This is a genomic window from Shewanella sp. NFH-SH190041 (assembly GCF_024363255.1).
In the GTDB taxonomy this organism is placed as follows: Bacteria; Pseudomonadota; Gammaproteobacteria; order Enterobacterales; family Shewanellaceae; genus Shewanella.
The window spans coordinates 1,847,652-1,860,671 of sequence record NZ_AP026070.1 but is presented as its reverse complement, the minus strand read 5'-3'; the positions used below and the strand labels follow the sequence as shown (position 1 = coordinate 1,860,671).

13 protein-coding genes are annotated in these 13,020 nt (G+C 49.4%); 10 read left to right on the top strand and 3 right to left on the bottom strand.

All coding sequences use genetic code 11. From position 1 onward, the window contains the following. Nucleotides 1-63 precede the first annotated feature (63 nt). On the bottom strand, nucleotides 64-498 hold the full coding sequence (locus NFHSH190041_RS08195; protein ID WP_261924744.1) for a hypothetical protein: 435 nt from the start codon (nucleotides 496-498) through the stop codon (nucleotides 64-66). Nucleotides 499-1,157: 659 nt separating this feature from the next. After that, entirely contained in the window at nucleotides 1,158-1,817 is a 660-nt protein-coding gene (locus NFHSH190041_RS08190; protein ID WP_261924743.1) for a TetR/AcrR family transcriptional regulator, read from the bottom strand. Nucleotides 1,818-2,022: 205 nt separating this feature from the next. On the opposite strand from NFHSH190041_RS08190, the gene NFHSH190041_RS08185 reads away from it, so the two are divergent. After that, entirely contained in the window at nucleotides 2,023-3,891 is a 1,869-nt protein-coding gene (locus NFHSH190041_RS08185; RefSeq protein ID WP_261924742.1) for a M2 family metallopeptidase, read from the top strand. 122 nt (nucleotides 3,892-4,013) lie between these two features. On the opposite strand, the gene NFHSH190041_RS08180 is transcribed toward NFHSH190041_RS08185, so the two are convergent. Beyond that, nucleotides 4,014-4,535 (bottom strand): hypothetical protein, encoded by a 522-nt coding sequence (locus NFHSH190041_RS08180; protein WP_261924741.1) that lies wholly within the window; start codon nucleotides 4,533-4,535, stop codon nucleotides 4,014-4,016. Nucleotides 4,536-4,753: 218 nt separating this feature from the next. Between NFHSH190041_RS08180 and ccoN the strand changes: the two genes are divergently transcribed. The 9 genes from ccoN to etrA all read left to right on the top strand — a co-directional run bounded on the left by ccoN (nucleotide 4,754) and on the right by etrA (nucleotide 12,998). Beyond that, nucleotides 4,754-6,190 carry a cytochrome-c oxidase, cbb3-type subunit I gene (ccoN, locus tag NFHSH190041_RS08175; protein ID WP_261924740.1) on the top strand — a complete coding sequence of 479 codons (1,437 nt, stop codon included), beginning with the start codon at nucleotides 4,754-4,756 and terminating at the stop codon, nucleotides 6,188-6,190. Between the two features lie 11 nt (nucleotides 6,191-6,201). Beyond that, nucleotides 6,202-6,807, top strand: a complete 606-nt coding sequence (gene ccoO / locus NFHSH190041_RS08170; protein ID WP_261924739.1) for a cytochrome-c oxidase, cbb3-type subunit II — start codon at nucleotides 6,202-6,204, stop codon at nucleotides 6,805-6,807. Between the two features lie 12 nt (nucleotides 6,808-6,819). Continuing rightward, nucleotides 6,820-6,996, top strand: coding sequence for a cbb3-type cytochrome oxidase subunit 3 (locus tag NFHSH190041_RS08165; RefSeq protein ID WP_261924738.1), 177 nt, complete (start codon nucleotides 6,820-6,822; stop codon nucleotides 6,994-6,996). Next, nucleotides 6,993-7,961 (top strand): cytochrome-c oxidase, cbb3-type subunit III, encoded by a 969-nt coding sequence (gene ccoP / locus NFHSH190041_RS08160; protein ID WP_261924737.1) that lies wholly within the window; start codon nucleotides 6,993-6,995, stop codon nucleotides 7,959-7,961. Before NFHSH190041_RS08165 ends, ccoP begins: the two co-directional genes overlap by 4 nt. 115 nt (nucleotides 7,962-8,076) lie before the next feature. After that, entirely contained in the window at nucleotides 8,077-8,565 is a 489-nt protein-coding gene (locus NFHSH190041_RS08155; RefSeq protein WP_261924736.1) for a FixH family protein, read from the top strand. A gap of 58 nt (nucleotides 8,566-8,623) precedes the next feature. Then, on the top strand, nucleotides 8,624-11,068 hold the full coding sequence (locus NFHSH190041_RS08150) for a heavy metal translocating P-type ATPase (protein WP_261924735.1): 2,445 nt from the start codon (nucleotides 8,624-8,626) through the stop codon (nucleotides 11,066-11,068). Then, entirely contained in the window at nucleotides 11,065-11,388 is a 324-nt protein-coding gene (ccoS, locus tag NFHSH190041_RS08145) for a cbb3-type cytochrome oxidase assembly protein CcoS (RefSeq protein WP_261924734.1), read from the top strand. The genes NFHSH190041_RS08150 and ccoS overlap by 4 nt, the downstream gene beginning before the upstream one ends. Nucleotides 11,389-11,500: 112 nt before the next feature. After that, on the top strand, nucleotides 11,501-12,190 hold the full coding sequence (locus NFHSH190041_RS08140; RefSeq protein WP_261924733.1) for a sulfite exporter TauE/SafE family protein: 690 nt from the start codon (nucleotides 11,501-11,503) through the stop codon (nucleotides 12,188-12,190). Nucleotides 12,191-12,245: 55 nt separating this feature from the next. Beyond that, entirely contained in the window at nucleotides 12,246-12,998 is a 753-nt protein-coding gene (etrA, locus tag NFHSH190041_RS08135; protein ID WP_261924732.1) for an electron transport transcriptional regulator EtrA, read from the top strand. The last annotated feature ends 22 nt before the right edge of the window (nucleotides 12,999-13,020 follow it).

Here is a 13,020-nt window from a genome sequence, read left to right as displayed (position 1 = left end):
CCTCTACTTTAAACTGCGGTTAAAAAAGGGAGGACTACCGAGAGATTGGAGGTTCTAAATTTTTTATCGATATAATAGATGGAAAGCTTGATTTTCCCTTAAGCATTTACTTTGGGTGTGCAACTCTTTAGTAGTAAATTCCGTATCTTCAAATTCTGACGGGATTACAAATCCCGCTAGGTGTACTTTACCAGCCAACCGAAATCTCCCCCAAAAAACTTCGTGAGGAACGTTCACAGGATGCTTAAATTCTGATTTTTCTTTAGGAAATCGACCATAAATAGTTAAGCGTCTCTCATTAATCCAATGAGAAAGAGGATAAGTACTATAAACCTTAAGATTTAATAGCAACTTTTCCAAGGATGCATCTTTTTTGCCATCTTGATTCCATTCGGCTATGGATTGAGCTCCATCTTGTAACTCGTTTAGATAAGAAAAATTAAATCGCGACCTTGCGGCTAAGTCTGTACTTTCCAAATCGGGAAGTGAAGCATCCACTATAAATGAGACCTTCTTTTTATTTATTCTTTTGGTGATGCATCAAGCCGATATACATGGAACTAGTTAATTAAGTCTCTTATATTTAGAAGAAACAATTTCCGCTGTAAAGTTGTTGTTAGCAGATTTAAATATAGAAAATTTTGATAAATTGTCGGCAGATATCAAAAGTGAATGGTAAAACTCATAACAAGGCACTGCAACCGACAGCTAAAACTGTCACTTTTTTGCCATAACCCCAGCAAAACAAGTGCCATTTTGTCTGCGACTGAGCGCGGCGTTACCATTATTTTTTCTAATGACTAAAGACTCAAATAGAGCAAAAAATCTAACTGCTTTTTGTCCGAAACATCTTAGTGCGATCAACTGGAAGTTCAACTGCTGAAGAAGTCACTAGTTTATTTAGCCGCGTGCTGATATTGATAAATAGGCAGGATGGTTTATGGGGCTTAAATTCACGGGTGGTTAGATTGTTAGCATGAAACTTTATTACTCTCTCACACCGCGATAGCCAATATCGCAATGGGGAGCAGGCTATAACTGGAACCCACATTAGCAAAAAGCCAAAACCGCCGATTTACCGGCGGTTTTTTATGCCTCAATACTCTTGTTCAACGACCAGCTAATTAGCTTTAACTGGCTAAACACAAGGGTTCATATTAGCCCGCGGCACTGATTTCAGCAGTATGCCAGGGTGCAGTCACCCCTGCGGCCATATAGGGGATCACTTTGCGGATCACCGCTTCAATATCATTATGTTCGTCAAAATCGGCGGCAGCGATTTCCATCAGTGCATCAGCACTGGCCATGGTGAAAACAATGGTGCCTAAGGTAAAGTGCAATCGCCAAAACATTTCAGCAGCAGGCACCTGTGGCGCACTATCTGATACCGCCGAGACAAACTGTTGCAATGCATCACGGTAATGGGTGGTGATAAACCAGCGCAAGTGTCCCTGACTTTCGATATAACCCCGCCCCAATAACTGCAAAAATACCGTAGTACCACCATGGCGCACCTGATTAAGTTGCAGTAATGGTTCCACCAGCGCGGCAAATACCTGCTCCAGTGGTACCTGCTGTTGGCGTTGCTGCAATTGCTGAATTTGTCCTGCTGCAGCGGGCATAAACACATCCAGATAGCGGGCCAGTACGGCGCGGATAAGTTCCTTTTTTGAGCCGAAATGGTAATTGACCGAGGCCAGATTCACCTCCGCCCGCCCGGTGATCAAGCGCAGTGAGGTATCTGAAAATCCCCGCTCGGCAAACAGCTTCTCTGCTGCATCCAAAATCCGGATTTTGGTATCGCTTCGATTGGCCATAACTGCTCCCCCGTACATTTTAAACGCCTGTTTAAATTAAACATTGGTTAATGAAATGTCAAACAAGTGCAACGCACAACCATTCGCTAACTTGCGGTAATTACGTATAAACCCAACTAAGTTGCAAACAAAGTCAACCGAGATGCTACACAGATGCAAATGAGTTGGATAAACTGCGAAACATAAAAACAACATGGAAGATACTATGACACAGGCCTCCCCTACCCGCTTACCTTTGACAATAGCTATTACGGCGGCATTACTGCTGCCCAGCTGCAGCCAAACGCAGCAACCGACACAGTTATCAGCGCAAGCAAACACAGTCCAAACACCTCAAGTTCAGGCCACAGCGGCACAGGCCAAGGCATTTATCGCCCGGGCGGAAGCTGAACTGGCACACCTGTCGCTGGAGCAAAACCGCGCTGAGTGGATTTACAGCAACTTTATCACTGAAGATACCGCGGCTTTAGCAGCATCAGTGGCGGAAAAAGTCACTGCCGCCCAAGTAAAATTTGCCACCGAAGCGGCGCAATACAGCCAGGTAAAACTGGATGCAGAAAACCACCGTAAACTGCATTTACTCCGTAGCATGTTAGTCTTACCTGCCCCGTTGGATCCGGCAAAAAATAAAGCCTTAGCCGACATCGCCGCCGAGCTCAATGGCCTTTATGGCAAAGGGAAATACTGTCCAGAGGGGCAGCCGTGCCAGACATTGCCTGAACTGTCTGCCACCATGGCCAGTTCACGGGACCCAAAACAGCTAGAAGCCATCTGGACGGGCTGGCGGGAGATTGCTAAACCAATGCGACCGCTGTTTGCACAAGAAGTCGCCCTGACCAATGAAGGGGCGCGGGATCTGGGCTTTAACGATCTGTCGCAGCTGTGGCGCAGTCAGTACGATATGTCCCCCCAAGCATTCAGTCAGGAACTGGACCGACTGTGGCTGCAGGTAAAACCCCTGTATGAATCATTACATTGCTATGTACGCGGTGAGTTAAATCAAACTTATGGTGATGATGTCGTGTCGCAACACGGGCCAATTCCGGCCCATTTACTCGGTAATATGTGGGCCCAGCAATGGGGCAATATTTACGATCTTGTCGCGCCGGATAATGCTGATCCGGGTTATGATGTGACAGAGCTGCTACATAACGCCAAGTATGATGAAAAACAAATGGTCAAACAGGCTGAGCAGTTTTTTACCTCTCTGGGATTTGCCCCGCTGCCGGACACCTTCTGGCAACGCTCTTTATTCACCCAACCAGAAGATCGCGATGTCGTCTGCCACGCTTCAGCCTGGGATCTGGATAATGAAGATGATATCCGTATCAAAATGTGTATCCAGAAAACTGGCGAAGAGTTTGTGGTGATCCACCATGAATTAGGCCACAACATTTATCAGCGCGCATATCGCCACCAGCCCCATCTATTTAAAAACAGTGCCAATGACGGCTTCCACGAAGCTATCGGAGATACTGTTGCCCTCTCCATTACCCCGGCTTATCTTCAGCAGATTGGTCTGCTTGATACCATTCCAGATGAAAGTAAAGATATTGGCTTACTGCTAAAACAAGCGCTGGATAAAGTGGCATTTCTGCCCTTTGGTCTGATGATAGATCAATGGCGCTGGCAGGTTTTCTCCGGGGAAATCTCACCGGAACACTATAACCAAGCTTGGTGGCAACTGCGGGAGCAATATCAGGGGGTAAAAGCCCCTGTAGCCCGGGATGAAACGGACTTTGACCCCGGTGCCAAATATCATGTGCCCGGTAATGTGCCCTATACCCGTTATTTCCTCGCGCATATTTTGCAATTCCAGTTCCATCAAGCGCTATGTGAACTGGCCGGGAATACCGGCCCGGTGCACAGATGCAGTATTTACAACAGTAAAGCGGCCGGAGACAAGCTTAACCGCCTATTAGAAATGGGCATGAGTCGCCCTTGGCCGGATGCGCTAGAGGAAGTGACCGGCACCCGCACCATGGATGCCTCAGCAGTACTTGATTACTTTGCCCCACTCAAGGTCTGGCTGGATAAGCAAAATAGCCAAGCCGGACGCCAGTGCGGCTGGTAACGCACGCCGGTTATTGAGCATCTGGCAGCCAGTGTACTTATTGGCTGCCGAGATTAAAGCCCTATTGCAAGATAGGGCTTTTATACTCGCGACGAGTCGCCCATAAAACATCAACACTTGCCTTATGATACTGACTTATCAGACAAAGGCGCATCAGCCAGAAAATCGAACCAAACGGTACGGGGTTTACCATCAAGGGAAAAGGTCACCATCGCGCGCCAGACCATATAACCAGAAGCACAGGCACCATAGATAGCTTGCCCCTGGTACTGCCCCGTTCCTGATAATGTAAGCGGCACAGGAATGCGCCCCATAAACATATCCCGCCCCTGTAGTTGTAGCTTTACCTCTTTTGCCATAGCAGGCAGGGTCAGTGTAAAGGTGAGTGGTTCACCACTAGGGGCAGATACAGGTGATACACCAAGTAAAGCGGTAAATTCAGCCCTTTGAGCCTGACATTGCCCCGTAGCAAATTGACACAAAGTTTGGCTGGCATTGTCATGCCCCGTTTGGGGTATGCTGTTATTATCACAGCCAGAAACCACTCCCCACCCTACTAAAAACAACACAATATAAATCATATAGATAGATTTAAACCAACCCACAACATTAACCCGCAAAATCATTTTATTAACATTTTCCATTCAATATTGATCGAGATCAAACATACCAGATTATATTGAGTATCTTTTTTGACATAGCTCAAGTATCATTGCGCTGCCTGTTGATTAATCAGTATTTTTTAGACAGGCGTATTGACAGTAAAGCAACATCTTCTGCCGGAGATGTGGATTTTGTCCCTACACATGTAAAGGTCCGCCTTTGCCATCAATAAGTAAAAGTAATAAGCAGTGGAAGCATTATGATGAACCATTCCCAGCCAGTCGGCGCTGATTACAATTACACTGTCGTTCGCCAATTTGCCCTGACTACTGTGCTTTGGGGTATTGTTGGTATGAGTGTCGGTGTATTGATTGCAGCCCAGTTAATCTGGCCCCAGCTGAACTTCGATACCCCTTGGTTAACCTATAGCCGTTTACGCCCCCTGCATACTAATGCGGTCATTTTTGCGTTCGGCACGTCGGCGCTGTTTGCCACCTCCTATTATGTGGTACAGCGTACCTGTCAAACCCGGTTATTTGCCCCCAAATTGGCTGCATTTACCTTTTGGGGCTGGCAAGCCATTATCCTCTCAGCCGCGATTACCCTGCCGTTAGGCATCACCAGTGGTAAAGAATATGCCGAGTTAGAATGGCCGATAGATATCGCCATTACCCTTGTGTGGGTTGCCTACGCCGTGGTGTTCTTTGGCACTATCGTCAAACGGCGCACCTCGCATATTTATGTTGCTAACTGGTTCTTCGGCGCTTTTATTATCACGGTTGCGGTACTGCATATCGTGAACTCACTGGCGATGCCGGTTAGCATGTGGAAATCTTACTCCGTCTATGCCGGTGCCGTTGATGCCATGGTGCAGTGGTGGTATGGCCATAATGCGGTGGGCTTTTTGTTGACGGCAGGCTTCCTTGGCATGATGTACTACTTTGTGCCCAAACAAGCGGGCAGACCTGTCTATTCCTACCGACTCTCCATTGTGCATTTCTGGGCACTTATCGCGCTGTATATCTGGGCTGGCCCACACCATTTGCACTATACCGCCCTGCCTGACTGGACCCAGTCGCTGGGAATGGTGATGTCACTGATTTTATTCGCCCCATCTTGGGGGGGAATGATCAACGGTATTATGACCCTGTCAGGTGCTTGGCATAAGCTGAGAACCGATCCTGTATTGCGCTTTTTGGTGGTCTCACTGTCTTTCTACGGCATGTCCACCTTTGAAGGCCCCATGATGGCGATTAAGACAGTTAACGCCTTATCACACTACACCGACTGGACCGTGGGCCATGTTCACTCCGGCGCACTGGGCTGGGTCGCCATGGTTTCTATTGGCTCGCTCTACCATTTGATCCCAGTACTGTTCAATCAAGGCCGGATGTACTCCACCGCCCTGGTTAACGTCCATTTCTGGCTGGCAACGGTTGGCACCGTACTCTATATCGTCTCCATGTGGATATCCGGCGTGATGCAGGGAATGATGTGGCGCGCAGTCAATGCTGATGGCACCTTGACCTACAGCTTTGTTGAAAGCTTAGAAGCCTCTTACCCCTTCTACTTTGTGCGCTTTATCGGCGGCTGTTTCTTTGTCACAGGCATGCTGGTGATGGCTTACAACGTGCTGCGCACTGTGCGGGCACCGAAAGCCTCGTTAGCCGCCATTAACGACGCCACCCCGGCCTAAGGAGAGTTACGATGAAGTTCAATCATGAAATCGTCGAAAAAAACATCGGCCTACTGGGGATTTTAATCGTATTGGTGATCAGTATCGGCGGATTAGTGCAAATCACCCCGCTGCTGTTTCAAAAAGAAACCACTGAGCCGGTAGCAGGACTCAGACCCTATACCGCGTTAGAGCTGGAAGGCCGGGATATTTATATCCGTGAAGGTTGTTACAACTGTCATAGCCAGATGATCCGGCCACTCAGAGCGGAAACTGAGCGCTACGGCCACTATTCTGTCGCCGGTGAGTCTGTGTGGGATCATCCCTTCCAGTGGGGCTCCAAGCGTACCGGGCCGGATTTAGCCCGCGTCGGAGGCCGTTACAGTGATAAATGGCATGAGGTGCATCTGATCGATCCTCGCGCCGTGGTGCCCCAGTCCAATATGCCTGGGTTCCCCTGGTTGATGGACAATGTTCTGGATGGCAAAGAGACCGCTGCAAAAATGGAAATTTTCCGTGATTTCGGTGTTCCCTACACCCAAGAAGACATAGATGGCGCTCAGCAAGCTGTCGCGGGCAAGACCGAAATGCAGGCCATGATTGCCTATCTGCAGTCACTGGGTCATGCATTGAAATAAGGAGGCAGAATAATGGACTATGGCACATTTCAGGGCGTAATGACCCTGCTGGTAATGGTCAGCTTTGTCGGCATCTTTGCCTGGGCATACAGTGCCCGGCGCCACAAGCAATTTGATGAAGCTGCCCACCTTATTTTCACTGAAGAGGAAAAACAGGCACTCAAGCGCGCGGGGGAACAGACGTCATGAGTAGTTTCTGGAGTATCTGGATCACCGTGCTCACTATCGCGGTGATTCTGGGCTGTATCTACCTGTTGTGGGCTTGCAATAAGAACAACACAGATGTCAGCGAAGGCGAGTCCATGGGCCACAGCTTTGATGGAATTGAAGAGCTAAATAACCCATTGCCCAAATGGTGGAGTTATATGTTCTATATCACCATTGTCTTTGGTGTCGTGTATCTGCTGCTCTACCCAGGGCTTGGTAATTTCAAGGGGCTAATGAGCTGGACCAGCTCGCACCAAGGCATTACCAGTCTTGAGCAAAGCAAGCAGGCCGTCGCTGATGCGGCCAACAACCATGTTCGGGTGCAATATGACCGGGAAATGGCGCAAGCGGAAAAACAGTACGGGCCCATCTTTAAAGCCTTTGCTGACACCCCGCTGGAGCAGCTGGTACATAATGAAGAAGCCCTAAAAGTGGGTGGCAGACTGTTTTTACAAAACTGCGCCCAGTGTCATGGCTCTGATGCCCGTGGTAGTACCGGCTTTCCCAATCTGGCCGACAATGCTTGGCTGTATGGCGGCGATTTAGCCACCATCAAAACCACCCTGCTCAACGGTAGGAATGGCATGATGATGCCCAAAGGCGGCCTGCCCATTGACGATGCTGAAATTCCGGGCTTAACCGAATATGTGGTTAAGCTGTCCGGCCGTAAGCATGATGAAGCACTCGCAGCTCAGGGACAGGCGTCCTTTATGAAAGGCTGCTTTGCCTGTCATGGTATGGATGGCACAGGTAACAAGCTAATGGGTGCGCCTAATCTGACCGATACCGCTTGGCTGTACGGTGGAAGCCGCGGAGCCATTGCAGAAAGTATTCAACAGGGCCGCACCGGCATGATGCCGGCCTGGAAGGATATTCTCGGCGAAGATAAGGTGCATGTGATCACGGCCTACGTGTACAGCTTGTCACAGGAAAAAAGTAACAAATAATCACAACTCGCCATAAACAGGCCCCGTTCACTACCGGGGCCTTTTCTTTCAGTGATAAACTCTGGTTAAATTTAAAGAAAAATATTAACACGCTGAATATACAAGGTTTACTACCATGACCCCTACTCTGCCTTGGTACAAACAGTTCTGGCCCTGGTTTTTGATTATCCTGCCTACCTGCGTGGTCATTGCCAGTCTGATCACCATGAAAATTGCCCTGGATAATGCCGATGCCCTCGTCGCAGAGGATTATTACAAACGGGGTAAAGCCATCAATATGGACTTAAGTAAAATCACTTATGCCCGTCAATTGGGTATGCAATTTTCCGTCTCGCAAACAACCCAAATGCCCTACCAGTTGATCCTCACCCAGCACGGCGGTCCTGCATATCGCGCCGGGCTCAGTGTTGAGCTTTATCACCCAACGCTGGCACAACAGGACCAAGAGTTTATGGCCACCAGTGATCCATCCGGTCGCTTTAGCATTCACCTTGAGCAACCGTTAACTGGCGAGTGGGAACTTCGGCTGCAAAGCTTTGATGATAGTTGGCGTCTGCAGCAACGGATTGATTTTAGTCAGTCCACCCTACGCTGGGTTAATTAATTCCTTATCGTCCTTGCCGTTACAGTGGCACCATGAGACACATGTAGAGTGAGAAGTTATGGGTCAGGTCTGTTATCACTGCAATGAGCCCGTGTTATGTCAAGACAGATTCACCACCAAAATAGATGGCCGAGATGAAGTCATGTGCTGTCCCGGCTGTCAGGCGGTATCAGCAGCGATTATTGCAGCAGGGCTAAGCCATTATTACCGTTTTCGCACCCAACCGGGTCAGAAACAAGCGGCGCTGATCCCCGCGGAGCTTAACCGCTTCAGCGCCTATGATCTTAGCGAAATTCAGCAGGATTTTGTCCACCAAGAGCAGGCCTTTAGCAGTGTCTCCCTGACCATTGAGGGGATTACCTGCGCCGCCTGTGCTTGGCTGATTGAACATCATCTCAGTGGCCTTGCCGGAATTGAACGTATTTCCGTTAACACCGCCACCCGCCGGGCGCTAGTGCATTATCACGCAGAAACCCTCCCTTTAAGCGCCATACTCCAGCAACTGAGCCAAATTGGCTATCAAGCCGCGCCTTACCAAGCCAACCAAGAAGAGCTACTCAGCAAACGGCAAAGTCGCCGTTTTCTGATCCGGTTAGCTCTGGCCGGTTTTGCCACCATGCAAGTGATGATGTTTGCTTTGGCGCTCTATTCGGGTTACTTCAGCGATTTGGAGCAGGAGTACCGGGACTACTTTCGCTGGGTCAGTCTGATCTTCGCCGCTCCTGTGGTGTTTTACTCCGCAGTGCCTTTTTATTTCAGTGCGTTGCGGGCTTTGCTGCTGGGGCGGGTGAATATGGATCTGGCCGTATCACTGGCTATCTGTGGTGCCTATCTGGCCAGTGTGTTTGCCACAATACAAGGCACAGGAGAGGTCTATTTTGAATCCGTCACCATGTTTACCTTCTTTTTGCTGCTGGGACGTTATTTTGAACAACAAGCCCTGCAAACCGCATCAGTCAGTGCCAGTAATTTGCACAAACTGGTGCCCCTCACAGCCAGAGTGATGCGTAAAGGCAAACTCAGTGAAATTCCTGCCGGCCAACTGCAACTGGGCGATATTATTCATACCCGGCCAGGTGAAGCATTAGCGGCAGACGGGGTGATTATTCGTGGCCATTCCAGTGTCAATGAAGCCATGTTGACCGGTGAGCAGCAACCGGTAACCAAGCAAACCGGTGATACTGTGTATGCTGGTACCATCAATCTGGATCAGCGCCTAGAGGTTGAAGTCACGGCACTGGGACAAGCCCAGTTAGTCGCCGGGATTATCCGCTTGCAGGAAAGTGCTTCTCATACCCGTCCCAAACTGGCAGACAGGGCAAATCGTTTGTCAGGACTACTGTCAGGTGCGATTATCCTGTTGGCAGGGCTAACTTATCTTATCTGGTTTTTTCTCTCACCAAGCGATGCCTTTTGGATCAGCCTGTCAGTACTGGTCGCCACCTGTCCCTGCGCATTGGCCTTGGCCACACCGACGGCCATTACCTGCGCCACTGCCCAGTTCACCCGAATGGGACTGCTGATCCGCAATGCCAGTGTATTTGAACAACTGCCGAAGCTGACCCACGTGGTATTGGATAAAACCGGGACCTTGACCTGCGGCCAATTGGAGATAGATTCACTGGCCACGCCCGATAGCCATATTCGCAGTGCCGGACAACTGAACCCGCAGCATAAAGCGCATATTGCCCTGCTAAACCTGATTGCCAATTTAGAGGCCGGCTCACTGCACCCGATCGCTAAAGCCTGTGAAGGCTATTTCACCCATCATGTGCCCTTTGAGGGGCTCACTCAGTATATCGGCCAAGGCTTAGCAGCAAGCTTGGATCAGCATCACTACCGGGTGGGGCATTTCAGCTTTGCTTGTCCGACCCAGCAGCTACCCGCATGGCGTCAGCCACTGACAGCCATGCAGCAAGATATTTGGCTGTCCCGCGATGGTGAAGCGCTGTGCCAACTGTGCTTGAGTGATACTCTGCGCCCGGATGCAGCACAGACGGTCACCCGTTTGCAACAGATGGGCATCAACGTATTAATTGCCAGTGGGGATCACTCTGAGCAAGTGTCAGCATTAGCTGAAGAGTTAGGGGTGCAGCAATATTACAGTGCCCTGCTGCCAGAAGATAAATTAGCACTGGTACGCCAGCTACAACACGAGGGCAAACGGGTTGCCATGTTTGGCGATGGCATCAACGATAGTCCAGTACTGGCCGGCGCGGATATTTCCATTGCCATGGGCAGTGGCACCTCTTTGGCACACAGCAGCGCCGATGCCATTTTACTGGGGGATCATCTCAGCCGCTTTACCCGGGCAATCCGTATTGCCAAGCGCACTCAAAGCATCATCAAACAGAACTTTTACTGGGCAGTTGCCTATAACCTGCTTATTTTACCCTTAGCGGTCACCGGCCATGTGTATCCCTATATTGCCGCGCTGGGCATGTCTGCCAGTTCCCTGATTGTGGTGTGCAACAGTTTACGATTATTGAGGCAACAGCCATGAGTATTATCTATGTGCTTATCCCTATCGCCATGCTATTTGTACTGATTGCTTTTGGCATTTTTTTCTGGGCGGTGAAACATGATCAGTTCGATGATCTGGAGCGCCATGGCATGTCGATTCTCTTTGATGAGCAGCCTGTCACGCCAGTGACGAACCGGGAGACGGGCACTCATCACAGGGATGTGACGGATGAGTCAGACTCAAGCCTAACATCACGCCCGGAGTCAATATCCAACCCGGACCTAGCCTTAAGTGTGTCACCAGATAGAGACTCTCAGATACAGACACAGACACAGACACAGCTAGATAAATCGCGCTAATTCGTTATGTCTGTATTGACTTAATGCTCTTTTGGCCTGTGCAAATATCGATAAACAGACCCAGACAAGCGCCTCATCACTCACAGCAGCAATATTAACCAAGGAGCCCAGATTGGATTATTCATTGGCTGGCGCAGCATTAGTGGGGCTATTAGGCGCCGGACACTGCTTTGCCATGTGCGGCGCATTAGTTGGCGCATTATCCGGTCAAATTCCCCTGAAGCCAGATCAACATGCACTGGGGCAAATTTTACAATTTCAACTATGTTACAGTGCCGGGCGCATTGGCGGTTACACCTTAGCTGGCGCACTGTGCGGTGGCATCAGTGGTGGACTGGGACTGTTATTCTCCCTCGACAGTTATCTGATTGTTCTGCGCCTGTTAGCTGGCACACTGATGATCCTCACCGGGCTGTATATCGCCCAGATTTGGGGCTTACTCGCCCGGCTTGAACAGCTAGGTAATATTATTTGGCGACCTATTGCTCCGCTGGCCAAACGCGTCTTACCTGTCACCCGTCGCCGACAAGCAATTACTGCTGGTTTTCTCTGGGGTTGGCTGCCCTGCGGATTGGTTTACAGTATGCTCAGTTGGGCCATGGCTAGCGGCAGTGCGCTCAATGGCGCGCTGATCATGCTGTTTTTTGGCGCAGGCACGCTGCCAGCGCTGCTGATTGCTGGCGTTGCCGCAAAGAATTTGGCACTATGGCTGCAGAAAAAAGCCGTAAGAATTATCAGTGGATTAGTGCTGATTGCCCTAGGTGGCCAGACTTTATATGTGGGTCTGCATCAGCTTATCTAGTCCACTTTTGCTATTTGGTTTAACATATGCCGACCGGATTAGTTTGAGACACAGTATGACAGTAGAACAAAGCAAGAATCGCCGCCTCGCAACCGGTGGCTGTGCCATTCATTGCCATGACTGCAGCATGGGGGCTTTGTGTATCCCGTTTACGCTAAATAACAGTGAGTTAGATTTGCTTGATGATATTATCGAGCGTAAAAAACCCATTCAAAAAGGTGAACAGATTTTCAAATCCGGTGATCCCCTCAAATCCCTGTTTGCTATCCGCTCAGGGACAATCAAAAGCTATACCATTACTGAGCAAGGTGATGAACAGATAACCGGTTTCCATTTAGCCGGCGATGTGATTGGCTTTGACGGCATTCACAATCAAGCACACCAAAGTTTTGCTCAAGCCTTGGAAACAGCAATGATCTGTGAGATCCCCTTCCATACCTTGGATGAATTATCCGGTACTATGCCAAAACTGCGCCAGCAGATTATGCGATTGATGAGTACTGAGATTATCAGTGATCAGGAAATGATCCTGCTGCTAAGCAAGAAAAATGCTGAGGAGCGACTGGCGGCTTTTATCAGTAACTTGGCTAATCGTTATGCTAATCGCGGTTTTTCAGCAAAGGAATTCCGTCTGACCATGACCCGGGGCGATATTGGCAATTATCTCGGCCTGACGGTAGAAACCATTAGCCGTTTGCTGGGCCGCTTCCAAAAAGCCGAACTGATCGAGGTTAAAGGCAAGTACATTACCATTCTGGATTTTGATCAATTAAATCAACTGGCCGGAAATACCCGTATCGCCCGCTGAAAATCGGCGCCATACTTGATCC

What these genes read in the sequence shown, in the direction of transcription:
- etrA (WP_261924732.1), top strand. Translation starts at nt 12,246, where the DNA reads ATGACAGTAGAACAAAGCAAGAATCGCCGCCTCGCAACCGGTGGCTGT.
- NFHSH190041_RS08180 (WP_261924741.1), bottom strand. Translation starts at nt 4,535, where the DNA reads ATGGAAAATGTTAATAAAATGATTTTGCGGGTTAATGTTGTGGGTTGG.
- ccoS (WP_261924734.1), top strand. Translation starts at nt 11,065, where the DNA reads ATGAGTATTATCTATGTGCTTATCCCTATCGCCATGCTATTTGTACTG.
- ccoN (WP_261924740.1), top strand. Translation starts at nt 4,754, where the DNA reads ATGATGAACCATTCCCAGCCAGTCGGCGCTGATTACAATTACACTGTC.
- NFHSH190041_RS08155 (WP_261924736.1), top strand. Translation starts at nt 8,077, where the DNA reads ATGACCCCTACTCTGCCTTGGTACAAACAGTTCTGGCCCTGGTTTTTG.
- NFHSH190041_RS08185 (WP_261924742.1), top strand. Translation starts at nt 2,023, where the DNA reads ATGACACAGGCCTCCCCTACCCGCTTACCTTTGACAATAGCTATTACG.
- NFHSH190041_RS08165 (WP_261924738.1), top strand. Translation starts at nt 6,820, where the DNA reads ATGGACTATGGCACATTTCAGGGCGTAATGACCCTGCTGGTAATGGTC.
- NFHSH190041_RS08150 (WP_261924735.1), top strand. Translation starts at nt 8,624, where the DNA reads ATGGGTCAGGTCTGTTATCACTGCAATGAGCCCGTGTTATGTCAAGAC.
- ccoO (WP_261924739.1), top strand. Translation starts at nt 6,202, where the DNA reads ATGAAGTTCAATCATGAAATCGTCGAAAAAAACATCGGCCTACTGGGG.
- ccoP (WP_261924737.1), top strand. Translation starts at nt 6,993, where the DNA reads ATGAGTAGTTTCTGGAGTATCTGGATCACCGTGCTCACTATCGCGGTG.
- NFHSH190041_RS08190 (WP_261924743.1), bottom strand. Translation starts at nt 1,817, where the DNA reads ATGGCCAATCGAAGCGATACCAAAATCCGGATTTTGGATGCAGCAGAG.